29 protein-coding genes are annotated in these 23,481 nt (G+C 66.0%); 12 read left to right on the forward strand and 17 right to left on the reverse strand.

Annotation, left to right across the window (positions count from 1 at the left end; all coding sequences use genetic code 11):
* Nucleotides 1-51: 51 nt before the first annotated feature.
* Entirely contained in the window at nucleotides 52-1,077 is a 1,026-nt protein-coding gene (locus ABD301_RS10625; RefSeq protein WP_344309396.1) for an LLM class flavin-dependent oxidoreductase, read from the reverse strand.
* Between the two features lie 144 nt (nucleotides 1,078-1,221).
* Between ABD301_RS10625 and ABD301_RS10630 the strand changes: the two genes are divergently transcribed.
* Nucleotides 1,222-1,629, forward strand: a complete 408-nt coding sequence (locus tag ABD301_RS10630) for a hypothetical protein (RefSeq protein ID WP_344309399.1) — start codon at nucleotides 1,222-1,224, stop codon at nucleotides 1,627-1,629.
* A 195-nt stretch (nucleotides 1,630-1,824) separates the two neighbouring features.
* Nucleotides 1,825-2,856, forward strand: coding sequence for a polyprenyl synthetase family protein (locus tag ABD301_RS10635; protein ID WP_344309401.1), 1,032 nt, complete (start codon nucleotides 1,825-1,827; stop codon nucleotides 2,854-2,856).
* Here ABD301_RS10635 and ABD301_RS10640 read toward each other — a convergent pair.
* Nucleotides 2,817-3,188: a hypothetical protein gene (locus tag ABD301_RS10640; protein WP_344309403.1), complete on the reverse strand. Its 372-nt coding sequence runs from the start codon at nucleotides 3,186-3,188 to the stop codon at nucleotides 2,817-2,819. The genes ABD301_RS10635 and ABD301_RS10640 overlap by 40 nt on opposite strands.
* An 83-nt stretch (nucleotides 3,189-3,271) precedes the next feature.
* On the reverse strand, nucleotides 3,272-3,679 hold the full coding sequence (locus ABD301_RS10645) for a hypothetical protein (protein ID WP_344309405.1): 408 nt from the start codon (nucleotides 3,677-3,679) through the stop codon (nucleotides 3,272-3,274).
* Nucleotides 3,680-3,886: 207 nt separating this feature from the next.
* On the opposite strand from ABD301_RS10645, the gene ABD301_RS10650 reads away from it, so the two are divergent.
* On the forward strand, nucleotides 3,887-4,234 hold the full coding sequence (locus ABD301_RS10650; RefSeq protein WP_344309407.1) for a VOC family protein: 348 nt from the start codon (nucleotides 3,887-3,889) through the stop codon (nucleotides 4,232-4,234).
* Here the strand turns inward: ABD301_RS10650 and ABD301_RS10655 are convergent.
* The 3 genes from ABD301_RS10655 to ABD301_RS10665 are packed head-to-tail and all read right to left on the reverse strand — an operon-like array spanning nucleotide 4,224 to nucleotide 7,044.
* On the reverse strand, nucleotides 4,224-4,829 hold the full coding sequence (locus ABD301_RS10655; protein ID WP_344309409.1) for a dihydrofolate reductase family protein: 606 nt from the start codon (nucleotides 4,827-4,829) through the stop codon (nucleotides 4,224-4,226). The genes ABD301_RS10650 and ABD301_RS10655 overlap by 11 nt on opposite strands.
* Nucleotides 4,830-4,848: 19 nt before the next feature.
* The gene (locus ABD301_RS10660; RefSeq protein ID WP_344309411.1) at nucleotides 4,849-6,144 is read right to left on the reverse strand and encodes an FAD-binding oxidoreductase; all 1,296 of its coding nucleotides are present in this window, start codon (nucleotides 6,142-6,144) and stop codon (nucleotides 4,849-4,851) included.
* Nucleotides 6,145-6,198: 54 nt separating this feature from the next.
* Nucleotides 6,199-7,044, reverse strand: a complete 846-nt coding sequence (locus tag ABD301_RS10665) for a DUF6597 domain-containing transcriptional factor (protein WP_344309413.1) — start codon at nucleotides 7,042-7,044, stop codon at nucleotides 6,199-6,201.
* A 59-nt stretch (nucleotides 7,045-7,103) separates the two neighbouring features.
* Here ABD301_RS10665 and ABD301_RS10670 point away from each other — a divergent pair, with 59 nt between their 5' ends.
* Entirely contained in the window at nucleotides 7,104-7,508 is a 405-nt protein-coding gene (locus tag ABD301_RS10670; protein WP_344309415.1) for an OsmC family protein, read from the forward strand.
* Between the two features lie 43 nt (nucleotides 7,509-7,551).
* Here the strand turns inward: ABD301_RS10670 and ABD301_RS10675 are convergent, their stop codons facing one another.
* Complete coding sequence (locus tag ABD301_RS10675) at nucleotides 7,552-7,926, reverse strand: hypothetical protein (protein WP_344309417.1); 375 nt, start codon at nucleotides 7,924-7,926, stop codon at nucleotides 7,552-7,554.
* A gap of 189 nt (nucleotides 7,927-8,115) precedes the next feature.
* On the opposite strand from ABD301_RS10675, the gene ABD301_RS10680 reads away from it, so the two are divergent.
* Nucleotides 8,116-8,844, forward strand: a complete 729-nt coding sequence (locus ABD301_RS10680; RefSeq protein WP_344309419.1) for a glycoside hydrolase family 16 protein — start codon at nucleotides 8,116-8,118, stop codon at nucleotides 8,842-8,844.
* Here the strand turns inward: ABD301_RS10680 and ABD301_RS10685 are convergent.
* Nucleotides 8,835-9,437, reverse strand: coding sequence for a TetR/AcrR family transcriptional regulator (locus ABD301_RS10685; RefSeq protein WP_344310016.1), 603 nt, complete (start codon nucleotides 9,435-9,437; stop codon nucleotides 8,835-8,837). The two genes, ABD301_RS10680 and ABD301_RS10685, sit on opposite strands and share 10 nt — an antisense overlap.
* Nucleotides 9,438-9,529: 92 nt before the next feature.
* Between ABD301_RS10685 and ABD301_RS10690 the strand changes: the two genes are divergently transcribed.
* Entirely contained in the window at nucleotides 9,530-10,423 is an 894-nt protein-coding gene (locus ABD301_RS10690; RefSeq protein ID WP_344309421.1) for an alpha/beta fold hydrolase, read from the forward strand.
* Nucleotides 10,420-11,271 (forward strand): alpha/beta fold hydrolase, encoded by an 852-nt coding sequence (locus tag ABD301_RS10695; RefSeq protein ID WP_344309423.1) that lies wholly within the window; start codon nucleotides 10,420-10,422, stop codon nucleotides 11,269-11,271. Before ABD301_RS10690 ends, ABD301_RS10695 begins: the two co-directional genes overlap by 4 nt.
* On the opposite strand, the gene ABD301_RS10700 is transcribed toward ABD301_RS10695, so the two are convergent.
* The gene (locus ABD301_RS10700; protein WP_344309426.1) at nucleotides 11,255-12,109 is read right to left on the reverse strand and encodes a sigma-70 family RNA polymerase sigma factor; all 855 of its coding nucleotides are present in this window, start codon (nucleotides 12,107-12,109) and stop codon (nucleotides 11,255-11,257) included. The genes ABD301_RS10695 and ABD301_RS10700 overlap by 17 nt on opposite strands.
* Nucleotides 12,110-12,190: 81 nt before the next feature.
* Here ABD301_RS10700 and ABD301_RS10705 point away from each other — a divergent pair, with 81 nt between their 5' ends.
* From ABD301_RS10705 to ABD301_RS10715, 3 genes are all read left to right on the forward strand, one after another.
* Nucleotides 12,191-12,640 (forward strand): carboxymuconolactone decarboxylase family protein, encoded by a 450-nt coding sequence (locus ABD301_RS10705; protein WP_344309428.1) that lies wholly within the window; start codon nucleotides 12,191-12,193, stop codon nucleotides 12,638-12,640.
* A 17-nt stretch (nucleotides 12,641-12,657) separates the two neighbouring features.
* Nucleotides 12,658-13,998: a MocR-like pyridoxine biosynthesis transcription factor PdxR gene (gene pdxR / locus ABD301_RS10710; protein ID WP_344309430.1), complete on the forward strand. Its 1,341-nt coding sequence runs from the start codon at nucleotides 12,658-12,660 to the stop codon at nucleotides 13,996-13,998.
* An 87-nt stretch (nucleotides 13,999-14,085) separates the two neighbouring features.
* Nucleotides 14,086-15,057 (forward strand): aldo/keto reductase, encoded by a 972-nt coding sequence (locus ABD301_RS10715; protein ID WP_344309433.1) that lies wholly within the window; start codon nucleotides 14,086-14,088, stop codon nucleotides 15,055-15,057.
* Here the strand turns inward: ABD301_RS10715 and ABD301_RS10720 are convergent.
* From ABD301_RS10720 to ABD301_RS10745, 6 genes are all read right to left on the reverse strand, one after another.
* The gene (locus ABD301_RS10720) at nucleotides 15,054-16,034 is read right to left on the reverse strand and encodes an amidohydrolase family protein (RefSeq protein WP_344309435.1); all 981 of its coding nucleotides are present in this window, start codon (nucleotides 16,032-16,034) and stop codon (nucleotides 15,054-15,056) included. The genes ABD301_RS10715 and ABD301_RS10720 overlap by 4 nt on opposite strands.
* 27 nt (nucleotides 16,035-16,061) lie before the next feature.
* A complete protein-coding gene (locus tag ABD301_RS10725) occupies nucleotides 16,062-17,030 on the reverse strand; it encodes a threonine ammonia-lyase (protein ID WP_344309437.1) in 969 nt (322 codons plus the stop codon).
* Between the two features lie 19 nt (nucleotides 17,031-17,049).
* Nucleotides 17,050-18,120: a hypothetical protein gene (locus ABD301_RS10730; protein ID WP_344309439.1), complete on the reverse strand. Its 1,071-nt coding sequence runs from the start codon at nucleotides 18,118-18,120 to the stop codon at nucleotides 17,050-17,052.
* Between the two features lie 93 nt (nucleotides 18,121-18,213).
* Nucleotides 18,214-19,131: a right-handed parallel beta-helix repeat-containing protein gene (locus ABD301_RS10735; RefSeq protein WP_344309441.1), complete on the reverse strand. Its 918-nt coding sequence runs from the start codon at nucleotides 19,129-19,131 to the stop codon at nucleotides 18,214-18,216.
* A gap of 90 nt (nucleotides 19,132-19,221) precedes the next feature.
* Nucleotides 19,222-20,742 carry an HNH endonuclease signature motif containing protein gene (locus tag ABD301_RS10740; protein ID WP_344309443.1) on the reverse strand — a complete coding sequence of 507 codons (1,521 nt, stop codon included), beginning with the start codon at nucleotides 20,740-20,742 and terminating at the stop codon, nucleotides 19,222-19,224.
* A 130-nt stretch (nucleotides 20,743-20,872) separates the two neighbouring features.
* Nucleotides 20,873-21,310, reverse strand: a complete 438-nt coding sequence (locus tag ABD301_RS10745; RefSeq protein WP_344309445.1) for a GNAT family N-acetyltransferase — start codon at nucleotides 21,308-21,310, stop codon at nucleotides 20,873-20,875.
* Between the two features lie 205 nt (nucleotides 21,311-21,515).
* Between ABD301_RS10745 and ABD301_RS10750 the strand changes: the two genes are divergently transcribed.
* A complete protein-coding gene (locus tag ABD301_RS10750; protein ID WP_344309447.1) occupies nucleotides 21,516-21,908 on the forward strand; it encodes a hypothetical protein in 393 nt (130 codons plus the stop codon).
* 11 nt (nucleotides 21,909-21,919) lie between these two features.
* Nucleotides 21,920-22,324 (forward strand): hypothetical protein, encoded by a 405-nt coding sequence (locus ABD301_RS10755; RefSeq protein ID WP_344309449.1) that lies wholly within the window; start codon nucleotides 21,920-21,922, stop codon nucleotides 22,322-22,324.
* Nucleotides 22,325-22,334: 10 nt separating this feature from the next.
* Here the strand turns inward: ABD301_RS10755 and ABD301_RS10760 are convergent, their stop codons facing one another.
* Both ABD301_RS10760 and ABD301_RS10765 read right to left on the reverse strand, forming a co-directional pair.
* Nucleotides 22,335-22,916 (reverse strand): DUF6891 domain-containing protein, encoded by a 582-nt coding sequence (locus ABD301_RS10760; protein WP_344309451.1) that lies wholly within the window; start codon nucleotides 22,914-22,916, stop codon nucleotides 22,335-22,337.
* Nucleotides 22,917-23,010: 94 nt separating this feature from the next.
* On the reverse strand, nucleotides 23,011-23,466 hold the full coding sequence (locus tag ABD301_RS10765) for a hypothetical protein (RefSeq protein ID WP_163572221.1): 456 nt from the start codon (nucleotides 23,464-23,466) through the stop codon (nucleotides 23,011-23,013).
* Nucleotides 23,467-23,481 lie beyond the last annotated feature (15 nt).

Raw genomic sequence — 23,481 nt, forward strand, 5'->3', positions numbered from 1 at the left:
GGTCGTACGGCGAGCCAGTATTCGCCGCGGATTCACCGTGGTTCCCCAGTCTTAAAGGGCAAGCTCCCGCAATGCGGGTAGCACTTCCGCGGATAGGGCGGCCACGCTGCGCTCGGCGAGGTCTGAATCGGAGTCCAGGGAGCGCGGCAGGACGATGAGCCGCTGGATTCCGGTAGCCAGGATGTCGGCCAGCCGTGCGATCACCGTGGTGGTGCTGCCGGCCACCGAGAATCGGTCGATGAACTGGTCCGACAATGCGGTGGTGTGCGGGGCGGCTGTCCATCCGTGCTGGTTCATGTCGTAATCGCGGCCCAACGTGGCGAGTGCCTCTCGATGCTCGGTCGGCGCATCGGCGGTGACCTCGCCGTGCATCGCGCTGAATCGGGCGAACGACGCGGTCGTGCCGCGGATGAGGTCGCGCGCGGCGCTGGGATCCGGCAGGCAGGCCACCGCGACGGTCGCGGCGATCGCGAACGGTGTTCGCGTACGACCGGCGGCCTCCCTGGTCCGCTGAACCAACTCGACCAAGCCGGCGAGCCGGCCGGGATCGGCGCCGGCGGCGAACCAGACCCCATCGGCGGCCGTTGCCGCCATCTGGATGACTCTTGGCCCGGTGGCGGCGATTTCCACCGGCACGGTCGGCATTCCCGGTCGTGGCAGCCAGCGGATCTTGCTGGCCGGGGCGCCGGCGACCGCGACCTCATCGCCGGCCAGATACGTCCGTACCGTGTCGACGTACGCCCCCAAAGCCGTGACCGAGGCGGCCGGGACACCGATGTGGGCGAGCGAGGAATCTCCTCGGCCCATGCCCAAATGCATGCGGCCGCCGGACTCGAGCTGGACAGTGGCGGCCGTCGAAGCCGCCACCGAAGGATGCCGGGTGATCGGGTTCGTCACGCAGGTGGCGAGGTGAAGACGCGTGGTCTGCCGGGCGGCCAATGCCAACTCAACGAAGGGGTCGCCGGCGACACACTGGGTGTCAGGCAGCACCAAGCCGTCCCAACCAGCCAGCTCGGCGCGCTCCGCGGCCACCGCTGTGCGGCCCGGAATCGGTACGTCCGCGATCCAGAACTCCACGATTGTCGTCCCTTTCTCAGGTGATCCACACTTCTGGCTTTTCGACGACATTCGAAGAGCTTGCTGGCCGGAATGTCGTCCTGTCATCCTTTTCTGTGCATTCGTTCGCCATCGCCCCAGTCACCTCGCTGAGAAAGAGGATAGATGCGAAAGCTCTGGTATTCGATCGCCGTACTTGCGTTGTTCGGCGCCCTCGGCTTCAACGCGACCGCCGCGCAGGCCGGCACCGCGAGCCCGAAGGCTCCGGCCGGGTTCACTCTGCTGGCGCAGAAACCGAGCACCAAGCTCGGCCGGTTCATGGTCGCCAAACTTTGGTACAACAACGACAACCACACCGTGCACGCAGAGCTCACCGAACAGGGCTGGTTTATCGGGATGCACATCGTCGTTGCGGTCAACCACCGCGCCGTGGTGCAGGGCGACGGAGCCGGGGAAGGCCCGATCAACACCTCCGAGGTGCTGGCCACCAACACAATGCAGGCCTGCGGCTGGGACGACGGCGTCGGCGGCGGGAACAACCAGGTCTGCACCGACCCGGTCAACGCCCCCTAATTTCTTCCCCCTCCGCACCGCGAACTCGACGTTTTCGCTCGCAGCGCGCCTCCGGCAACGGATAAGCGAAACGTCGAGTTCGCTTTGGTTGCTGATAAATGTCACTAGACGCTTCATAAACCCGCATCTACTGTCGAACCGCAATGCGAAGAACCTAACCGGAGTTCGATGACCTTGCCCACACCTGCGAAGCCCATGGAGACAGGCGCCGCTCGAGCCCTTGTCGAGCCGGATTTACGTCGCGTTGTCGGCGGCCTGGAGCCGCCTCTCGCGCGCATTTGCCAATACCATTTTGGCTGGTCCAGGCCGGACGGTACGGCTGCGCCCGAGGGCGAAGCCGGGAGCGGAAAATGCGTACGCTCGGCATTGTTGTTAGCGGCGGCGCGGGGTGTTGGCGGCACCGAAAGGGCTGTGTTGCCCGGAGCTGTCGCGGTCGAGCTCGTGCACAATTGGACTCTGCTCCATGATGACATCGTCGACGCGGACCCAGTGCGCCGCGGCCGGCCGACCGCCTGGTCGCTGTTCGGAGTGAATTTCGCCCTGCTGGCCGGCGATGCGCTGCTCGCGGCCGCGTATGCGGCGCTACGGGACGTGGCCGGTGAAAGTCGTCAGGCCGCGGATCTGGTCGATGAGACGGTTGCCCGGCTCATCGCCGGAGAGGCGAGAGAACTGACCTTGGCGGACCGGCTGGAGGTCACCGTGGATGACTACCTGCGGGTCGCCGCGGACAAATCCAGTTCGTTGGTCCAGTGCGCGCTTGGCCTCGGTGCGATACTGGCCGGCGCCTCCTCGTCGACCGTCCATGCGCTGCGAGCCGCCGGAAATCATCTTGGCGTCGCCTGGCAGGCGGCCAATGACGTTGAGGATATTTGGGGCGACCTCGCAGTCACCGGTAAGAAGACGCGAGGGGACCTGCGGCAGAGGCTGCGCACGCTTCCCGTACTCGCCGCCCTTGGATCGGAGTCGCCGGCCGGCCGTACGCTCGCCGCGATATGGGAAACCGCGCAGCGGGACGACGAGTTCCTCGAACGAGTGAGTGGCCTTATCGAAGAGGCCGGTGGAAAGTCTGTTGCCGAAAGGCTATCCCGGCATCATCTGAGCCTCGCGTTGGACCATCTGGAACAAGCGAACCTGACGGAGGAAGCCCGTCAGGAGATCCACAGCCTGTTCTGTCTGATCGTCACCCGTCAGTCGATGGTGATCGAGGTGATAGTGCCCAGCGCGTAATAGTCGCTCGGATCGACCTGGCCGTTGGAGAACTTGGGGAAATAGATGTAGCACCCCGAGCAGTTGGGGCTGCTGAACGCGAAATGGCCAGCGTTGTTGCCGCTGTACCAATGATTGGCCCGCCGCAGGGCGTGGGCCGGATAAGTGGTGTCGAGGGTGCCCGCGTACGCGTAGCAGTGGTCTCCGAGAAGGTTGTCTCCGGCCAGCCGCAAATAGCCATCAGCGTTGCAGGGCATTTCCCGGATGGTGTCCTGCGGGCCTATAGCGGCCGCCGGTGTGACGGCAAGGGACATAGCCGCGCAGGCGGCACCAATCATGCTAAGTATTGACATAGATTAATCTTGACCAATGTGCCGGCCCGTGACAATTGATCGTTGTCACGTGTTCGCATGATGAATGTCAGTGGGCGCATCGACTATCTGCTCGGTGGCAGGGACAATTTCGAGGTCGACCGGCAGGCCGTGGCGACGCTGGTGAGCGCGATGGCCGGTACGGCCAGAATCGGACCGGAAATGCCCTGTCCGAGGGTGATGTATCCGGGAGCCATCATGATCACCGCGAAGACGCTGTCCGTGCTGAGGACGACGGCCAAGTTGATCCAGTAGCCGGCGGGATCGCCGCGCCAGTTCAGTCCGATCGCGACGACAGCCACCAGCGTCCCGAAAATCACCACGAACGAGTAGTACATCTGGCCCCAAGCGATTTCCCTACCCTGGTGGATACCACCTGACAGCAGCTTGCTCAGCAGCATGAATCCTATGTAGATGTGCAGGACTCCCCACAGGAGGTAGCAGATCGCTCCAGCGCGCCGAACCGAGGTCATGCCGATTTCCCTCCGCCTGAACCAAGATCGCGCCATCGGAACGCGCCCAGGCCCGATGCTGTCAGGGCGCGTTCGCGGCTCGCGTCCTCCGTGCGCGGACGGTTTTCGCTACTCCGTCAGGAGTACGCCGACTACCTTGGCTGAAACTTGTCCGACTGGAGGACCTTTCGACTCGTGAGCGCATCGAAGTAGGGAAAGATAACTGGCATGGACCTGTACAGCATCATGGCAGTGCGTGACAGTGCGAAGGCGATCGAGTGGTTCGGGGTGTTCTTCGGGCGCCCGGCGGACGTGGTCATCGGCGAGGAGTATCTGTGGCAGGTAGGGGAGAACGCGTACATCGTGGTCGACGACCGGGACGTACGGGCCGAGCGGGTGGGCGGCGCGATGGTGACGCTGGGTGTCACCGACCTCGACGACATTCTGGCCCGGCTCGCCGCCCACGGCATTGAGCACGAACCGGCGGAGACCTACGGTAACGGCGTACGCCATGTCGTCGTCCTGGATCCGGACGGGAACAGCCTGTCCCTCGCCCAGTCGCCGGCTACCGAATGACCTCGTAGTGCAGGTGAGTGACGCCAGGTGCCGCGATGACCTCCAGCAGGCGGAGGCGTACGTGTTTGGGAAGTTCCTGGAAGAAGCTGTGGCCGCCGCCCAGCAGGATCGGCACCTGGTGCAGGATCACCTCGTCGACGAGGTCCGCTTCCAGGGCGGATGTCAGCAAGCCGCCGCCCATAAGCGCGACGTCCTTGTCGCCGGCGACTTTCTTGGCGGCGGCGATGGCGTCCTCGATGCCGGTGGTGATGAGGGTCTGCTTCGAGCTGAGCTTGGGCGCCGAGCGGTGGCTGACGAGGATGAGCGGCGCCGTCGGGTGCGGACTGTCGCCGCCCCAATGACCGGAGTGCTCGTACGTGGTGCGGCCCGCCACCGCCGCGCCCACCCGGTCCGCGATGAGGTCGAAGAACTGGGCGCTGGGCGCACTGAGCCTGAACCCGTCGAACACCTTGCTCGGGGTGTCCCCGTCGTTGTACCAGTTGAAAAGCATCGACGCTTCACCAAGGCCGCGGCCGAAAGTGTGCTCGCCGTCGGGTTTGCGACCGCTGATATAGCCGTCGACCGAGACGGCGTGGGAGCTGAAGACCTTGCTCATGGCTGTCCTTCGCTGGTGATTAGATGGCTTGCGGGAAATCGAAAAATCGTTGCGGGTCATAGATATTCTTGATCGCTGCCAGTCGGGCGTAGTTTCCCGCGTGATATGCCTCGGCCCAGTTTTCGAGCGAGAGATCGGGAAAGTTGGGATAGACCCGCCCGGATCCGTCGGTGTGAGCGGTCGTCCATGAGTGGTCGACCCACGAATCGGCGGCTTCGCCGAGGTGTTCGAGCAGAAAGCGTTCGCTTCGATGGGCGAACGCGGTCGCGTCCTCGGCGATCCTGTTGTACGCCCCGCCCATCGCGGTGAACGCGAGCTGCCGTCGACCCGCGCTGGGTGCATCGTCGAGTGGGGCCAGAAGCGCGGCCAGCGTGTTGCCGGACATCGAGTGGGAAAAGAACTCCGACTTTCTTTGTACGACTCGTTCAGGGATTTCCCGCGGATCGGCGAAGCTGTTTTTCAGCAGCGGATAAGGTAAACCCGTACGCAATGCGAGGCTGCTCGGCGCGCCCGCAAGATCAGTGAATTCCCGCAACAGCTCCCGGGTCGATTGCTCGTCCAGAGTCGCGGCTCCGAAAATAGTGGCGTGGACCGGTACGCCGGGTTCGGACTCGACAGTGAGGTTGACGGTGATGTCGTCCGGGGCGTCCGGTGCCCAGGTTTGCCAGGCCGCGACCAGCTTGTCGACGGCAATGCCCGACCAGCGCGCTTGTATCCGGGTCGTCAGCGGCGAAGGGGCGGTGTCGAACCGCAGTGCGGTGACGACGCCGAACTGGCCGCCGCCGGCGCCTCGCAAACCCCAGAACAGGTCCGGTTCGCGGTGGTGGTCGCATTCCACCACGCTGCCGTCCGCGAGTACGACCTGGGCGCCGACGAGCCGATCGCAGGTCAGGCCATATTTGCGTCCGAGCAAGCCAATCCCGCCGCCCAGGGTGAGGCCGGCGATGCCGACCGTTTGGCCGCACCCGGCCGGCAGGGTCCGCCCGTACGCATGCAGCGCCGCGTACACCTGGCCGAGGCGGGCACCGGCCCCGATGGTGGCGACCTGGTCATTCGCCATCGAGATGTCGGCGATGCCGGACACGTCGAGCACGATCCCGTCCGTCGACGAGCGGCCCGCGAAGCAGTGGCCGCCGCTGCGAACGGCGATCCGGTCACCAGTGGCTGCCGCGTAGGCGATGGCGTTGACGACGTCCTGGACCGAGCGGCACATAGCCACTAGTCGGGGGCGTACGTGCTGGTAGGCGGGGTTCACCGTGCGACGGATCGTGTCGTAGCCGGGCGAGTCCGGGCTGAACACCATGAGGTCGAGCACAGGTTCGAACGTACGAGCAGCCTGGCGACCTGGTCTTGAACGAATCGCGCACGGTCAGACTCGTCGGAGCGGCCTGGCCCGGGTGGCGAGGAAGGGCAGGTAGGAGGCGGAGTGGTCGTGGCCGCAGGCGCAGCGATCGACGCTGCCGTCCAGGCCGCCGCCCAGCAGTTGACTGGGGGTGCGGCCGGTCAGCCGGACACATTCCCGGCTCAGGTGTGCCTGGTCGGCGTACCCGGCGTCAATCGCCAGCCCCGCCACGCCGTCCCAGCCGCGCCGGCCGGTGGCGGTGGCGCCGGCCTGGGCGAGCGCCAGAAATCCCTGAAATCGCAGCGTCCGCTGAAGAACCTTCGGACTCACTCCGACCGCATGCAGGCAGCGGCGACGCAGTTGGCTCGCGGACAGCGCGAGGTGGGCGGCCAGGGCGTCGATGTTGACCGGCTGCCAGGGCATCAGCGCCCGTACGGCTTCACTCACCAGCAGGTCCACGCGGGCCGTACGCCGGAACTCCCGTATGAGATGGGTTTGCAAAAACATAAGCGCGCGCTCAGGGGTCCCGGCCAAGGCCATCGCCTCCACCAGACGATCCACCGCATTTCCCCACAGGTCCACCAGAGCGACGCGCTGGTCGACCAGATCGTCCAGGACTGCCGGAAAGGGCGGCGCGGTTCCTGGATGGAACCGCACGCCCACGATGGTGGTGTACGCCGGAATGACCTCGATCATCGGACCGGTCAGCGGGCCGATCAGCCGGGGCTGGCCGCCGATCGGGAAGTGGATTTCGACCCCACCCGTGGGCAGGTGCCGTTGCACGTACGCGGCCGCGCCGGTGCGCTGCGTCCAGACTGTCCGGACCACTGCCGCCAATTCCGGCAGCGGCGGACGTTCGACGTACGACTCCATTACCGAGAGCCTCGCACAGATATGGTCATCGCAGGCCGGCACGCTATCGGGGAGTTGAGATGAGTCCTACACCTGTTCGTGTTCACCGCACCGCGCCCGCGAAGTTCGTCGCGACCAACGCCCGCGGCGCCGAGATCACCATCGGCCGCTCGCAGGATGGCGCCGACTTCTCGCCGGTGGAGCTGCTGATGGCCGCCTTGGGTGCTTGCGCGGGCCTCTCGGCCGACCACATCGTCTCCCGCCGGCTCGGTGACGACGCGTCGATCGAGGTTGTCGTCGAGGGGACGAAAGACGAGGAGGCCGATCGGTTGACCGCCGCCAGCACCCGCTTCGAACTGGACGTTTCTTCCTTGAGTGAAGCCGATGCGGCCACGTTGAGGACTCTCGTCCACCGGGCCGTGGAGCGTACGTGCACCGTCAGCCGTACCGTCGAACCAGGGATGCCCGTCGACTTGATTGTCTGATATTTGCCGTTTAGCAGTCATGCCACAAGTCGCGCCGACGGCTCTACCAGCGTAGGTCGCCGCGCGTGTCGGTCGTGTTGCCGGTCCCGCGTACGCCCAGGCGGTAGGTGCCAGCGCCGACATCGCAGGTCCAGGACGCGGCGGGGGCCAGCGCTGAGAAGTCGGTCTGGCAGGCCACGCCGCCTTGGCTGTCGTTGTAGAGCCACCAATGGGCCGTGCCGGTGCCATTCACGTCCACGTCGATGGAAATCCGGCCGCCTCCGAAAGAAACGTCGGAGGTGTTGCAGATGACGTCCGCATTATGGCAGCTTGTCCGAATGGCATCGGCCGGGGCCGCCGAGGCGGCCGGCGCGAATGCCGGTGACAGGGCCAGCGCCAGGCCGGCCGCGGCGACGGCGAAGTTCCTCGCTGAAATCATGATTCCTCCCAGTGGCGGGTTTTCCGCCTCTGGGAAGGTATTCATCCTGAATCCGGTTCGACAACCTTTTCGGGCTCCATCGAATGCTGACCTACGGTCGTACCGTCTAATCTGCCGCCGGGTATTTACCGGCGTACGTTCACATGTTTGGCTGACCGCGCGGCAAGCCGTCCGAGTATCGGAGGTCCGATGTCAGGCACAGTTGCGAAGTCGAGCCGGATCATCTGTACGACCTTGGCCGTGTGTCTCGTGCTTCTCGTCGGACAAGTGCCGGCGCAGGCCAGTTCCTGGGGCGCGCCGCAGACCGTCACCTCGTGGAACGTCATCAACCAGAGGTGGACGCCCAACAACGAGCTTGAGACGTACACGCCCAGCTGTGTCTGGTACGAGGGTTCCACGTTGATTATCAAGACATATAACGCGGGCGGCGGGGTCTACTACTCCGGTCGAGTGGAGTCCAGCGCCCTTTATGGCTACGGCACTTACAGTTTCACCGCCAGTATGCCCAACGGTCAGGGATTGCTGCCGGCGGTGTGGGCGGCCTATCTGAACCCGTGGCTGCCCGAGATGGACGCGGCCGAGATCGTCGGGTCGAATCCCACCACCGTTTATCAGACGTTCCATGATCCCAACAACGCCCAAGCCCAGTGGACGTCGGACAATTCCGGCGGGTGGACGAACAACTTCCACACCTATTCGGCCACCTGGTGGCCCGATCACATCGATTTCTCGGTGGATGGAGTTTTCAAGGGCACCAAGTGGTATTCCACCGCTTCCGGTGTCGGCATGCACTTCATCATCGACACGGCCGTCGGCGGCGACTGGCCAGGCAACCCGGACTCCTCGACATGGGCCACCGCTGACGGCGCCCGCTATCTCAAGGTTTCCTCGGTCACTTACACCCCGTACTACCCCTGATCGGTACGCAGTCCGTCGAGGAGGGCGAGCACGGCGCGTTCGGCCTCGAGCCGCTCGGCGTCTGGGTCTTCGGCGCTGGCGATAAGCAGACCGGCTTCGCCAAGGGCGGCGAGGACGAGATGGGCGAGGACCCGGATCGGTATGTCGCAGCGCAGGGCGCCGGCCTGGACGCCCAGCTGCAAGCCCGCTGTCACTATCCCCAGGGCGTACTGCTGGTCCAGTTCTCGCCACTGCTGCCAGCCCAGTACGGCCGGGGCCTCGACCAAGCCGATCCGTGACTTGTCCGGATCGAGGCAGGCGAGCAGGAACGCGTGCAGACCGACCTGGAACGCGGCCAGCGGTCCGGCGTCGCCGATGCCGGCCATCTCCTGGGTCACCCGCTGGATCAGTTCCTGCTGGATCTGCTCGTACACCGCGCGGAACAGCTCTTGCTTGTCCTTGAAATGGTGGTACATGGCGCCGCGCGAACTGCCCGCCCGGTTGACGATCTCCATCGTGCCCACGCCCGCGTAGCCGCGCTCGGCGAACAGCTCGCGCGCCGCCGCGACCAGCGCGGCCCGGGTGGTCTCGGACTTCTCGGCTTGGCGACCCATCACCGGTTCCTGTCACCTCCATCTATAAAACAGGCAGCCTGTTTGTTATCTTGTCAGCTGTACGTATTCTCCCTCGACCAAGGACGTGCGAGATGACCGACTCACCAGCGTGGTGGCGCGACCCAGCACTCGGCAAGCGGCGCGAGCTCGCGGTGCGAGGTGCGCGACTAACGGTTTTCGAAGCAGGGGAAGGTGAACCGGTCGTGTTCGTGCACGGCCTGCTGGTCAACGCCAATCTCTGGCGGCGGATCGTACCGTCGCTGGCAGCTGATTTTCGCTGCGTGGTGCTGGACCTTCCGTTTGGTTCGCATGCCACCGCGATGCCGGCCGCGGACCTGACCCCGCCGGGGTTGGCCGGGCTCGTCGCCGAGGCGATCGAGGCGCTCGGCGTCGGTCCGGTGACGCTGGTCGGCAACGACACCGGTGGCGCCATCTGTCAGATCGTCGCCACTACCCGTCCCGAGCTGCTCAAACGACTGGTGCTCACGTCGAGTGACGCGTACGACAACTTCCCGCCGAAGGCGTTCGGCTATCTCAAGGTGCTCGCGTCCGTGCCAGCGGCGATGCTGCTGCTCAACGCCCTGCGATTGCGCCCGTTGCGTCGGTTCCCGCTTGCGTACGGCCTGCTCAGCGCTCGACGCGTGCCCAGGTCAGCCAGTGACTCGTACGCGCTGCCGGCCTGCGTATCGGGCGGCGTCCGGGCGGATTTGCGCCGGTTGCTGCGGGGCCTGGACAAGCGTCACACGCTGGCCGCCGCCCGTCAGTTTGCGAAGTTCGACCGGCCGGTGCTCATCGCGTGGTCACAGCGTGACTGCTTCTTTCCCATGTCGCACGCGGAAAGGCTGAAGAACGACTTCCCGGATGCCCGCCTGGAGTGGATCCCGGGCGCGCGTACGTTCTCGCCCGAGGACCAGCCGGCCCGGCTGGTTTCCGCCATCGCCCGTTTCGTCGACCAGACCCAGGCGTCCGATGCGGGGGAACGGTGACCGGACGGGCGTTGCCCGCGCTGCCGGGCGTCGAACACCGGTTCGTCGATGTCAACGGGCTGCGTACGCACGTCGCCCTCGCAGGTCAGGGCGAGCCGTTGGTGCTGCTGCACGGCTGGCCCCAGCACTGGTGGCAGTGGCGGCACGTGATCCCCACCCTCGCCGACCATTATCGGGTGATCTGCCCGGACCTGCGCGGCCTCGGCTGGACCGACGCCCCACCGGCTGGATACGGGCCGGCCGACAGTGCTGACGATGTCCTCGGCTTGCTCGACCGCCTCGGCGTGCACCGGTTCGGCCTGGTCGGCCACGACTGCGGTGGCGTGGCCGGCTACCTCCTTGCGATGCGCCATCCTGACCGCGTCAGCCGCTATATCGCGATCAACACCGCTCATCCGTTTCTTCGCCCGACGCCTGGAGTTTTCGCGAACGGGCGACGGCTGTGGCACATCCCGGGCAACACCTTCCCGATCGTCGGGAGCATCGCGCGGTGGGCGCTGCGGCACTGGATTTACCGTACCGACGCGCTCACCCCTGACGACTGGGCGATGTTCCTGGCCCAGTTCGACGAACCCGCGCGAGTACGCGCGACGGTCCGCTACTACCGGAGCCTGCTCGGCCGGGAAATCCCGCTCGCGTTGGCCGGCCAGTATCGCTGGGCCCGGTTGACGGTGCCCACGCTCGTCCTGTCCGGCGATCGCGATCCGCTGCTGCCGCCGAGCATGATGGCCGGACTTGGCCCGCGCGCGCGGAATGTTCGGGTCGAACTGATCCCGCGCGTCGGGCACTTCCCGGCCACCGAAGCACCCCAACTGGTCGCCCAGCGCGCTCTCAGTTTCTTTCGCTGAGCGACCCGAGCTTCGCTGGATCGGTCACCACCGAGATGGCGTAAATCCGCCCGTCGACGACGGTGAACGCCATCGCCGAGAGCGGGGTGCCGTCCTCGCGCCAGGACAGGACCCCGGGACGGCCGTCGACGAGCGTCGGCTGCCAACGTACGGCCGCAGCGGCGCCCAGTCGCGCGCCGGCGGCGACCTTGGTGGCGCCCAGGACGACGACCTCGCCGTCGGGACCGTCGACGGTCAGTCGTACGTCGGGATCCAGTACGCGCAGCAGCCCCTCGAAGTCCCCCCGGCGGGCCGCCGTCAGGAAGGCCTCGACGACCTCTCGCTGCTCCCGTCCGACCAGCCGCGGCCGCTCGGTCGACCGCACCTTGCGGCGGGCCCGGCTGGCGAGCATTTTCACCGCGTCGCTGGACTTTCCGATGATCTGGCCGATCTCGTCGAACGGCACCGCGAACAGGTCATGCAACACGAACGCCAGCCGCTCAGTTGGCCCGAGCGACTCCAGCACGACCAGCAGCGCGAGCCCGACCGAGTCGGCCATCGCCACGTCCTCTTCCGCGGATTCCTCGACCATCTCGGGCACCTGGTCGTCGTACGACGACTCGGGGTGCGACTGCCGGGACCGCAGGACATCGAGGCTGATCCGGCCGACGACCGTGGTCAGCCAGCCGGCCAGGTTGTGGATGGTCGCGGTGTCCTGCCGGGAGAGCCGCAGCCAGGCTTCCTGGACCACGTCTTCGGCGTCGGCGTACGAGCCGAGCATGCGGTACGCGACCGCGCGCAGCCGATCGCGGTGCGCCTGGAACGCGGCCGCGATCGGTTCGGCAGGGCTGTCGGGCATGGTGTTACCTTCCTCGATTCCGCTCCGTCATGGGTGATGACGGGCCCGAACGGGCTCAGGTAACCGATGAGGAGCGTTTCGATGGAAGCACGGATGAACAGCCCGGTGAATCCCGATCTGACCACCGCGATCCAGCATTTGCACAAGGCGATTCACGCCGGCGGCGTCGACCCGCTGGTGCTGGAGCTGGTGCATTTGCGGGCCAGCCAGATCAACGGCTGCAGCCCCTGCGTTTTCGCCGGCGTACTAGCCGCGAAGAAGCGCGGAGAGACGGACGAACGGCTGCATAACGTGGTCACTTGGCGCGAGACGTCGCTCTACACCGAGCCGGAGCGGGCCGCGCTCGCGCTGGCCGAGGCCGCTACCCGCATCCAGGACGGCGAGGCGGGGGTGACGGACGAGATCTGGGACAGCGTCGCCACGCATTTCGACCAGGCCCAGCTGTCCGCGATCATCCTGCACATCGCGATGACCAACTTCTTCAACCGGATCAACCGTTCGATCAGGGAGCAGGCCGGCAAGACCTGGTGACCGCATAGATTCACGGGGTGGATCTCGCCCTTGACCTCGCCGGTCCCGGCCCGCTGCACCAACGGATCGCCGCCGCCCTGCGGGACGCCATCGCGCGAGGCCGGCTGCGTCCCGGCGAGCGGCTGCCGGCGACCCGGACCCTGGCCGCCGACCTTGGCTGTTCGCGCTGGGCGGTGTCGATGGCGTACGAACAACTGGTCGGCGAGGGCTGGGCGGAGGCGGTGGTCGGCTCCGGGACGCGGGTGGTCTTCGGCGGATCCGCCCGGCCGCCGGACCGTCCATCGTCGACTGTCCGGTACGACCTGCGGCCGGGCTATCCGGGGCTGTCCGACTTCCCGCGCGCGACCTGGGCGACGGCCGTCCGGGACGCGGTCCGGGCGGCGCCGGCGACCGCCCTGGGCCAGCCCGATCCGCGCGGCGCCACCGAACTGCGCGAGACGCTGTCGGCCTATCTCGGGCGGGTGAAAGGTGTCCGCGCCGATCCCGACGCCATTTTGGTCTGCGCAGGCGTCACGCACGGTATTTCACTCATGTCGGGGATGCTCGCGGCCGATGGCGCGTCGGTGGTGGCGGTGGAAGATCCGGGCTGGCCGCGGATCGCCGAGGCCGTCGCTGCCGCCGGCCTGGACACCGTCGCCGTGCCGGTCGATGAGGCTGGCGTTCGTACGAATGAGCTGCCGGCCACCGCGTCGGCGGCGATTGTCGGGCCGGCGCACCAATTCCCGACCGGGGTGGCGCTGGCCGCGGCCCGTCGGGACGCACTGGTGGAGTGGGCGAACGGCGGTCGCTGGATTCTTGAGGACGCGTACAACAGCGAGCATCGCTACGACGGGCGTCCGCAACTGGCGATCCAGGGCGACGCACCGGATCGGGTCATCCATCTGGGATCGGTCAGCAAGACGCTGTCTCCGGCGGTCCGGGTCGGCTGGCTGGTGGCGCCACCGGCCATGGTGGACCGGCTCGCGGACGCGATGCGGGTGACCGGCACGGCGCCCTCGGTGGTCGAGCAGCTGGCGTTGGCGCGGCTGATCGACAGCGGCGGTTACGACCGGCATCTGGTGCGGATCCGCCGCGTCTACCGCCGGCGCCGGGACGCTTTGGTCGCGGCTTTGGCCGCACAGCTGCCCAAAGCCCAGGTCTGCGGCGCCGCCGGTGGGCTGCATCTGTTGGTGACTTTCCCCGCCGACCTCGACGAGGATTCGCTCGTACGCGCGGCTGCGGCCGCTGGGCTGCTGGTCAGCGGCCTCGGCCGCTATTACCGCGGGCCACAGCCGTGGCCTGGGATCGTGGTCGGCTATGCGAACCTCGGTGAAAGCGCGTTTCCGGACGCCGTAAGGATCCTTGCCGCGGCTCGCTGATTGGCCTGCCTTTCCGGCCGCCGAAGTGGACTGGGGTTGTCGTTCCAGGCCGGCATACGGTGGTAACACTGACGGAAGGAGCGACAAGTGACTCGCAAGATCGGCCGCAGCGGCATCGAGGTCAGTCCCATCGGCGTCGGCACCTGGGCCATCGGCGGCCCGTTTTTCAGCGGTGGCCAGCCGCTTGGCTGGGGAGACGTGGACGACGACGAGTCGGTCCGGATGCTGCGCCGGGCCGTCGAACTCGGTGCGAACCTCATCGACACCGCCGATGTGTACGGCGCCGGGCATGCCGAGTCGGTGATCGGGCGGGCGTTCGCCGGCCGGCGCGACGACGTGGTGATCGCCACCAAGTGGGGCAACACGTACGACGAGGCGACCCGCGAGATGGGCCCGTGGAACGCGACACCGGAATATGTCAGGACCGCGCTCACGGCATCGTTGCGGCGGCTGCGAACCGACTACGTCGACATTCTTCAGTTGCACCTCGATGTTGCCGTGTCAGTGGCCGACGGCCTGCTCGAGACGTGCGACAAACTGTTGGCTGAAGGCAAAATTCGCGCGTACGGCTGCAGTACGGACACGGTCGCGCTGGCCGAGAGGTTCGCCGACGCGCAGGCGTCGGTCGTCCAGCATCAGCTCAACGTCCTTGACGACGCGCCGCAAATGCTGGCGCTGTGTGAGCGGCGCGAGCTCGCCAGCCTGAACCGCAGTCCGCTCGCGATGGGCTTGCTGAGCGACAAAATCACCGCGCAGACGCACATTGGCGGCACGGACATCCGGGCCCGGCAGCCGGAGTGGCTGCGCTGGTTCCACGACGGCCGGCCGGACGCCGAGTTCTTGCGCCGCCGGGACGCGATCCGGGAAATCCTCACCGGCGGTGGGCGTACGCTCGCGCAAGGCGCGCTGGCGTGGACGCTGGCCCGGAGCCGGCAGACCGTACCGATCCCAGGCTGTCGGACCATCGCGCAGGTCGAAGAAAACCTCGGCACCCTCGACCGGCCGCCGCTAACCGCCGCCGACCTGACCGACATCGCCCGACTGTCCACTGTGGACTAGTAACTGATGCCGTACAAAGCCGCCGCGTTGGCGGAGGAGAATTTGTCGCGGTCGGCGTCGGTGTCGAAATGCCCGAGGAATGTGGTGATGTCTTCTCGGGTGGGAGACTGGAACGGATAGTCGGTAGAGAAAATCAATCGGTCAACAGTGGTCACCGACAACGCGTGTCGTAGGAGCGCCGGATTGAGCATGCCTGAGCTGGTAATGAAGAAGTTCGACCGGACGTAGTCCGACACTGACCGTTCCAGGCCGGCGATGCGGGAAAGGCTGTCGGCGCGGTCCAACCAGAACAGCAGCATCTCGCCCCAGTGGCCAAGCACCACCCGCAGGTCCGGATGCCGGTCGAAGGTGCCCCGCAGAATCAGCCGAAGCGCGGCGGTGGCGGCATCCAGGTGCCATCCCCAGCCGAAGGTCGCCAGCGCGAGGTCCGTCATGGGGTCGAAGCCGCGGTACGACGCGTCGCGGACGGCTTTGGAGGGGAGTTGAGGATGGATGAACACCGGCTGGCCCAACTGCGCCGCGGTAGCGAAAAAGTCGTCGTACGCCGGGTCGTCCAGGAAAAGGTCGCCCGATCGGCCGTAAACCATGGTGCCGACGTGACCCAGGCCGGCGGCCCGTTCAAGCTCGCGCGCGACTTCCTTGGGCGCCGACATCGGCAGCGTGGAAAGCGCCCGGAGCCGGGTCGGGTGCTTTCCGACGGCAGCCGCGGCAGTGTCGTTCGCTGCGCGGCTGAGAGCTATCGCGTCCGCGGGCGGCAGCGGCTGGGTCCCGGGTGGTGTGAGGGCGATGATGGACACGTCGATTCCCTGCGCGTCCATGGCCGCGATCCGGCCGTCTCCGAGATCTTGCAGACGCTGCTGCTTGTCGCCCATTTCGTTGAAGGCAAGGCTTTCGTCGCGTTGTGACTCAGGTAGGGCTTGAAGCGCCGATATCAGGTCCGGCATGATCCAGTGCTCTTCGATGGCGATGAGGGTCATCAGAAACTTCCTGTCAGGTGATATCTATCAGCGGGACGTACCAACCCAGCGGTGATAGGCGTCCATGTCGACGTTGCTCCCGCACACGATGGTGACGATGTGCCGGCCGGCGAAGCGGTCAGGGTCTTCGAGGATCGCCGCGATGCCGAGTGCGGCCGACGGTTCGACGACGAGGCCGGCGTGGTCCAGGAGTAGTCGTATGCCGGCGACGATCGACTTCTCCTGCACCAGAACAGCGTCATCGGCGACCAGGAGCAGGTCGTCCAGTACGGCCGGGATGGGATGTCGGCCGGCGACGCCGTCGGCGATGGTGTTGGTCGAGTCGGTGCTGACGACGCGCCGCTGGTGCCACGAGTGTGTCATCGCCGGTGCGCCCAGCGGCTGGACGCAGATCACCTCGGTCCCGGGTGCCAAGGCCTTCACCACGTGACCCACGCCGGTGGCCATCGCACCGCCGCCGAGCGCGATCAGGACGGTGTCGAACGACGGCACGGTGTCGACCAGTTCCAGGCCAATCGTCGCCGCGCCCTCGCAGGTCTCGATGTCCAGGCTGTCTTCGACCAGCCGGATACCGTCGTACCGCGCGATGGCCGCGGCCCGCTCGCGCGCCACCTCGTGGTCGCCGTCCACCAGTTCCAACTGGGCACCCATCGCGCGAATGCGATCGAGCTTGACCGCCGGCGCGAAGCGGGATGCCACGACGGTGACATCCAGCCCCCGGCCGCGCCCGGACCACCCGAGGGCCTGACCGAGGTTGCCCGCGCTGGCGCACACCAGGGCTCGCGAGCCAGTGTCGGCCAGCTGGCTCGCGACCAGCTCGGAGCCGCGGCCTTTGAAACTGCGGACCGGGTTCGCCGTCTCGAGTTTGATACTCACCGCGCACCCGAGATGCGGCTCCAACGCCTCGCAGCGATAGAGCGGGGTGTTGCGAAAAATCGGGTCGATGACCTGCTGAGCCGCCCGGATCCGAGCGATGTCGAGACGTGTTTGCGGCACGACACCGCAGCCTACCCGTTCAGACCGGCAGCTCTTCCCGCGTACGCAGCAGACGTCTCATCCAGAGGACCAGCAGCACGGTGAGAATCGCGACTCCCACCAACCCGAGGCGATCGAAGGTGGTGTGGACGGTCGCCATCCCAAAGACAGTGTGACCGAGGAGGGCTCCGCCGGCGAGGATGAGCGAGTGCTCGTCTGTCCACGCCGTGGAAGTGGCCCAGCGGCGTACGAGCACGACCAGACCGGCCACCAGAACGGCCGCGATCCCCATTGGCAGGAAAGCCCAGGCGCCGTGGGTGAATGCCGGCTGTTTGGCTCCACCAAACGGAAAGAGCAGCCCGAGAATGACCAGCACCCCGACGAGTCCGAGCCCGGCCAGCGCCCAGACGGGTGGCACCGAGGCGGCCGATCGTACCGGCTGCCCGCGGCGGGGGAGCACTTTCAGTGCGATGATCGCGAGCGCGACCACCAGGATCAGGCAACCGATGAAAACCGCCAGCGGAGCCACATATCCAGGATCCTGGCTCGGCGGCACCGAAACTCGGAGCAAGCCCACTCCGATCAGGGCGACGATTCCGGTGATGACGAGCCCGGTCTTTTTCAGGTACGGCACCTCGCGGTGCGCCGGGAAAAGCAGATCGACCAGCAGAATCGGGATCACCGCGCTGAAAATGACGTGGTAGATCACGTTCACTTCCCAGTAGGCCAGGTTCAGCCCGAAAATCCGGGGCGCCCAGCCCGCCGCATGGTAGAGATTCGGGCTGGACAGTGCCTGCAGCCCGAATCCATCCTCCACCAGTTCGTACGCCACTCCCAGCAACACGATGCTCGGCCACCCACGTCCCGAGCGGCGGACCGCCTCTCGTACCAGCAGAATGCCGGCGCCGTAAATGGGCAGCCACAACAAAATCAGGTAAGCCAGATGCATCGGAGTGCTGCCGAACGCCAACTCGGCGATCAATGGGGCAAGAACGACCAGCAGCCAAGCTGCCCGTCGATTGCCAGTCCGTGCCATCGCGGCCTCCCCCTGCTCACCACGTCCGCCGCGTGCGGCGGCGATCCGGGCACTGTGCGGCACATTCAGCCGCACCGCAACTCCACCACCGGCGCCTCGCGGCGCCAAGCCGCGAAAGTTGCCAACCACCCATCCGAAAGTTGGTACGGTCGCGGCTTGTCGTTGCGTTTACGGATCGCAGCGTGGGGTGGGGCCCTGGTAGCCCTTCTTCGAGGAACTGTCGATGCCGACCTCACATTTGATGGACGGATCGAGTTTGTTGTCATTGACGTGCGCGTCGGTGGAGTGGTTCTGCAGGCCGATGGCGTGGTCCGGGCCGGCGGCCCAGGTGTTGCCGGTGACGGTGAGGTGTTGGATGTCGTCGATCATCAGGGTCTGGGAGGCTTGCTGGGTCTGGCAGTAGTTGTTGCTGAAAGTCCAGTCCTGCGAGACGCCAATGCCGCTGCCGTCGCCGGCCTCGGAGTTCGGTCCCTCGCCGATCAAACACATGTTGTCGACCTGTTCGCAGCGGTTGCTGTCGATGAGTACGTGTTGGCTCGCCACGTCGTCGTCGCCGGTCGCGAAGGTCTGCATGCAGTCGGCGTGGGCGCCGGTGCTGTTGTCGGTTTTGGAAATCGTGTTGTGTTGGATTATCAGGTTGTTACCGAAGAAGCGCAGCCCGTCGCCGTCGTCGCCTTTGGGTGCGGTGACAGTGTTGTTTTGCACGGTGACATTGTCGCCGTGCAGTTCGATCCCGGGCGCGGATGGCTTGGTCATGGTGTAGCCGTCCACGACGACGTAACTCGCGTCGATGTCGATCCCGCCGACCTGCTGCCCTTTTCCGGAGTACGTAATGGGCTTGTCGGCCGTGCCGCTTTTGGTGATGTGCAGCCGGCTGGTTTTGGAGACAGTGCTGAAACAAACCACGTCGCCCGGCTGGATCGCGGCCAGCGACCGCGGGTTGGCGACGTGTCGCGTACACGCCGCACCGGTGCCGGCGTGCGCGCCGGCGCTCTGCTGCGGGACCGGCCCGGCCGCTGAGCCCGCGAACGGTGCGACCAGCATCGCCAGCACGGTTCCCGTGGACAGTGTTCTCAAACCTGGCATAGCCATCCTTCCGGTTCTATCCGATAGATCCGGCTCGGGACCCTATGGGCGCTCTAGGGGACTGGTCCCGACGGCGCAGCGGGAATCCCCTTAGAATGGTGGTTCGGCTGGCCAGGTGGTGGGTTTTTCGGGTGGGGGCGGTTGGACGCGTGGTTCGTCCTTGTCGTTCAGGTAGATCGATCCGCGTCGCCGGTTTCTGGTGGGTGGGCAGACGTCTTCTCCGGGTGGTGGTGGCTCGGTGACGTAGACGCGTCCGGTGGGGCTCAGGACGGTGTAGGTGCCGTCTGGGTCGAGTCTGACTTTCCAGTCGGAGTGTGTTTTCAGCCGGTGGTGGAAACGGCACAGGCAGAGGAGATTTTCTTTGCAGGTGCACCCGTCCGGAAACGGGATGGAGTGGTCCTTGTCGCAACGCTGGGCAGCACAGCGACACCCAGGCCAGCGGCACGTCACGTCTCGGGCTTCGATGAATTCCTGCAATGCTGTGGATGGTCGATAGCGTGCCCGACCGGCTTCTATGAGCTTGGTGGAGCTGGGGTCGGTGAGTAGTCGGCGCCAGGTGGAGTCTTTGGCCAGGCGGCGGGCCATGCTGGCCGGGATCGCGCCGTACCCGGCTAGGAAGGCGGGTTTGTCGTCCAGGCCGAGCAGTGTGCCGGCCCCGACGACTACTCGCAGGTCAACGCCGGGCTTGCGCGGGCGCTGGTGGAAAGCGGAACCCGCTGCAGTTGCTGGGGAAGTGGACGGCTCGTACCCGCAGTCGTCGGTGCCACCGCCGGCGCTTACACCGGTGTCGTCGGCTGCGGGTTGGCTGGCTCCGTTGCTGTTGTCGGTGTCATTGTCCGGGAGCTCATTGTCCGGGAGTTGCGGTGGCGGGATATAGCCCAGGCTGCCGCCGGTGATCAGGTCCAGCAGCGCGTCCGCGCGACGGACGTCCATCGATCGCGGGTCATCGTCCGGGCAGGAATGTGCGTACGCGTCAAGGATCGACATGATCGACGCCAACTCATCAGCGGTCAAATAAGCCCGCATCCACGCCATCGAGTCATCCGCTGGCGACGACTGCACCCGCCGCTGTCGCTTCGCCTCCTCGTGACGATCCTGGGCGGCCTGCGGATCGATCGCGATGATCGCCCGCTGGATCGCTTTACGCAGCTGCCCAGGCGTACGGTCACCCGCGTCCGGCAGCGTCGCATCGATCACTTCCGCGGCGAGATCAGCCGGAAGTTTCTCCAGCATCTCCAGGAAGATCCTGGCCTTGGGAGTGGTGATCACCCCGGCGGCCAACGCCTTCCAGACAGCCGGGAAGTCGTTATAGAGCTGGATCGCGGTGTCCAAGCGGTGCTGGGCGGTCACCTGCGCCACCCGCAGAGCCGGCGCGAAATCCGCCGCACACCACTTCACCACCCGCTCACGCGTCGCGACCGTGGACTCATTCACCAACGAAGGCCCGGCAACCACACGGCGACGCGCCAACTCAGCGAAAGACGCCACCTGACGGGCATCAATCATCGCCCGCATCCGCTCGCATTCCACCACATCGGTGACCAGCGCGTCATCCTCCAGATCAGCCGGCGCCGCCGACTGACCATGGGACCACCGCACTGTCCAACCCATACCGAACATCGTACACCTGTTCGAATAGCTGAATTTCGTTGGGGTTATCTCAGGGTTTCGTTCAGCATGCCGCACTGGGCAGGAGCGTCCGCCGACCCGCGCGCCCATAGTTGGTGAAAGGTTCGTGTCGCTATACGGTGGCGGTGAAATGATGGGCGGTAATCACCATCCGGTGGCGCATGTAAAGGCGGTGCGCCGGGGCGCGATCGGCACTTACGCCTGAGTCGAGATTGATCGCCTCGCAGCCAAGGCTTCGCGCAACGTCTCTTACCCACTCCATCAGCAGATCCGCGTGACCGCGACGCCGCGCCTCTGGCAGCGTGAACAAATCGTCGACATAGAGGTGGTGTCCCCATGCGCTCGACCATAATTCGCGAAATCCCATGATCGAGAGAGCGTTTTCCCGTTCTTGTTCGAAAGCTCCGACCAGCCGATATCCCTCCGGGCGCAGGTGCGTGTCGATCACGGCGACCACGGCGTCAGCTGTTTGCCATCGCGGCCGCAGGGCCAACATCGTTTCGGCGGCGAGTTTTGTTTGTCCTGCTTCGATCTCGCGTACGTTGATCATGAAACGACCCTAATGTGGGTGTCGCGGCCGGAGTAGAACCAGTTCCGGCGGAGTTTCGCAGACCACGGTCAGTCCGATCGCGCGTCAGTCTCGTCCGAGTACGTAAATCTGCGTACGTTCGAAGCCGCTTTGCGCACGACGTGATCGCCGACCCAGCAGCCCAGTCTGGACCGGCATCGAATTCCGTATAGAAGGAGGCTGTCTCGTGACAGCGCAGACAGAGCTATCGTCCCGCCGCGCTTGGACGGCGATCGGCCGGGCGGGTGGCCGGCACCGACTACTGCTGATCGCGACCTGCGTGGCCCTCGTCCTGGCCGCCGTCGGCGACGAGGCGACCGGATACGACGGGCCGGGTCCTTTTATCTATCCCGCCGTCGCGGTACTGGTGGCGCTGGTCCCGTGGCGCTTTACCCCATTGCTGGCCGCGGCCATGAGTATTTTCTTTATCTATGGGGGACTTGCCGCGGGCGAGTTCGCAGTCCGGCTGCTCCAGCCCTACCACACTCTTGACTTCGCGGCCGGCTGGCTCCAGATGCTCAGTTTCGTCGCAGCGGCCATTTTCGCGGTGGCGGCGGTTGTCTACGCCCGCCGCCGATAAAGGAGACCACAATGTTTCGGTTCAACCGTAGTACGTTGATTTCCTTCGCTGGACTGCTGATCGGCATTTCCGGCCTGATCGTGCAGTGGATCGCCACTCCATCGAAGTTCGCCGGGGACGGCGGCGTGTTCGGTATCTCCATTCCACCCGGCATCCTCTTCATCGCCGCGTGTGGGGTGCTCGTGGTGCTGACCGCCCGGTGGTGGTGGCACGCGGTTTTTGGTGTGCTCATCGCGTTCTGGATCGTCGGGGTCGGATCGTTGGCCGATCAGCTGCAACCCAACCTGGTTTCCTCCAACATCGGTACGGTGGCGGGAAACGTCATCATGGCCGCCGGGCTGATCCTGGCCGTCGTCGCTGGGGTGCTCAGCATGATCACCGGTTTCCGTACGCGGCGCGTAAGGGCAGCGCACTGACCACGGGCACTCAGGGGGCGGGGGCCGTCCAGCGCCGCTGCCAGGTCAGCGGGACGTGGATGCGGGTCTTGACGCTGCCGTCCCAGGTGACCTGGAGGCCATTGCGGCGGACGGCCTCGGCTATCTCGTGACCGATTCGCTCGGTGTCCGCCGGATCTTCGCTGTGGTTCACCAGGCCGTACGCGAGGTAGAGGCCTTGGCCGCTGGCGGCGCTCTCCGCGTCCTGGGAATGGTAGAAGGCGTAGCCGCGGTCGTCGCCAGTGGCCTCGTCGAGGATCTCGCCGTGGCCGCAGCCCTGGCAGCAGGAGAAGTTCTCCCGCGCCACGATGCCGGCCGCGGTGAGGTCGGCGAATGCGGCGGTCAGCCGATCTGAGTCGGTGTGGGCCGGCCAGTCGGCCTGCTCGGCCAGCCGCCGGGAGATCGCGGCGGCGGTCAACTCCGCCGCCACCGGCTGCAGCTGGTCCGGATCCTCGCCGTCGTCCGCGAACATGTCCACGGCCTCGGCCACGATCGACTCGAAGTCGTCCTCGGCGATATCGACCTGCATCTGGACATATTGCTGCAACTCGTCGCGTACTGTGCTCTCGGTCATGGGTCGATTGTGCCGGCAGCGACCGAAAGGGCAGTCGGGCGCCCCGCGGTGTTCCTAATGATCCGCGACCGCCAAGCCGAACGTTCGGGCGCGATCAGTCGGGGTCTTTTTCGAGCCGATTCTTGATCGCCTTCGTGACGCTTGCGAGTACGAACGCTCCGTCCACCAAAAGGGTTTCCGCGCCCGACACTGGCGGCGAGGCGGGGCTGGTCGCGTCGTGTCCGGTGGGTATTTCGACCTTCGCTTCCGTTGCTTTCCATTGCTGCAGATGATCTATCCCGTCCTTGCCGATCCCTTGCAGTTTCTCGACGTGCTGCGCGACCCGGGTCGAGAAGTCTCCTTGCTCGTCTTTTGCCTCGTACTCGGCCACCGGTGCCGCCGCGACGCCGATTTCCTCGTCTTCAACCGCCCGGCTGGTCTCGGGAGGCGGCAGGGTGGTGGCGTTCTTGTCGGTGCCTCCGCGCGAGCGGTCCGTGGCTGATCCGGTCACCTCACCCGAATCCGGGGTGGTGGGACCGTCCTGCGGTCCGCGGGTGAATTCGTGGGCCATGGCATTGCCCTTCCA

It is taken from the genome of Fodinicola feengrottensis (genome assembly GCF_039530045.1).
GTDB lineage: Bacteria > Actinomycetota > Actinomycetes > Mycobacteriales > HKI-0501 > Fodinicola > Fodinicola feengrottensis.

Bases quoted from the DNA above. Each gene is read 5' to 3' on its own strand.
- ABD301_RS10630 (WP_344309399.1), top strand. From the start codon at position 1,222: ATGCGAAAGCTCTGGTATTCGATCGCCGTACTTGCGTTGTTCGGCGCC.
- ABD301_RS10635 (WP_344309401.1), top strand. From the start codon at position 1,825: ATGGAGACAGGCGCCGCTCGAGCCCTTGTCGAGCCGGATTTACGTCGC.
- ABD301_RS10640 (WP_344309403.1), bottom strand. From the start codon at position 3,188: ATGTCAATACTTAGCATGATTGGTGCCGCCTGCGCGGCTATGTCCCTT.
- ABD301_RS10645 (WP_344309405.1), bottom strand. From the start codon at position 3,679: ATGACCTCGGTTCGGCGCGCTGGAGCGATCTGCTACCTCCTGTGGGGA.
- ABD301_RS10650 (WP_344309407.1), top strand. From the start codon at position 3,887: ATGGACCTGTACAGCATCATGGCAGTGCGTGACAGTGCGAAGGCGATC.
- ABD301_RS10655 (WP_344309409.1), bottom strand. From the start codon at position 4,829: ATGAGCAAGGTCTTCAGCTCCCACGCCGTCTCGGTCGACGGCTATATC.
- ABD301_RS10665 (WP_344309413.1), bottom strand. From the start codon at position 7,044: ATGGAGTCGTACGTCGAACGTCCGCCGCTGCCGGAATTGGCGGCAGTG.
- ABD301_RS10670 (WP_344309415.1), top strand. From the start codon at position 7,104: ATGAGTCCTACACCTGTTCGTGTTCACCGCACCGCGCCCGCGAAGTTC.
- ABD301_RS10675 (WP_344309417.1), bottom strand. From the start codon at position 7,926: ATGATTTCAGCGAGGAACTTCGCCGTCGCCGCGGCCGGCCTGGCGCTG.
- ABD301_RS10680 (WP_344309419.1), top strand. From the start codon at position 8,116: ATGTCAGGCACAGTTGCGAAGTCGAGCCGGATCATCTGTACGACCTTG.
- ABD301_RS10685 (WP_344310016.1), bottom strand. From the start codon at position 9,437: ATGGGTCGCCAAGCCGAGAAGTCCGAGACCACCCGGGCCGCGCTGGTC.
- ABD301_RS10690 (WP_344309421.1), top strand. From the start codon at position 9,530: ATGACCGACTCACCAGCGTGGTGGCGCGACCCAGCACTCGGCAAGCGG.
- ABD301_RS10700 (WP_344309426.1), bottom strand. From the start codon at position 12,109: ATGCCCGACAGCCCTGCCGAACCGATCGCGGCCGCGTTCCAGGCGCAC.
- ABD301_RS10705 (WP_344309428.1), top strand. From the start codon at position 12,191: ATGGAAGCACGGATGAACAGCCCGGTGAATCCCGATCTGACCACCGCG.
- ABD301_RS10720 (WP_344309435.1), bottom strand. From the start codon at position 16,034: ATGACCCTCATCGCCATCGAAGAGCACTGGATCATGCCGGACCTGATA.
- ABD301_RS10735 (WP_344309441.1), bottom strand. From the start codon at position 19,131: ATGCCAGGTTTGAGAACACTGTCCACGGGAACCGTGCTGGCGATGCTG.
- ABD301_RS10740 (WP_344309443.1), bottom strand. From the start codon at position 20,742: ATGGGTTGGACAGTGCGGTGGTCCCATGGTCAGTCGGCGGCGCCGGCT.
- ABD301_RS10745 (WP_344309445.1), bottom strand. From the start codon at position 21,310: ATGATCAACGTACGCGAGATCGAAGCAGGACAAACAAAACTCGCCGCC.
- ABD301_RS10755 (WP_344309449.1), top strand. From the start codon at position 21,920: ATGTTTCGGTTCAACCGTAGTACGTTGATTTCCTTCGCTGGACTGCTG.
- ABD301_RS10760 (WP_344309451.1), bottom strand. From the start codon at position 22,916: ATGACCGAGAGCACAGTACGCGACGAGTTGCAGCAATATGTCCAGATG.
- ABD301_RS10765 (WP_163572221.1), bottom strand. From the start codon at position 23,466: ATGGCCCACGAATTCACCCGCGGACCGCAGGACGGTCCCACCACCCCG.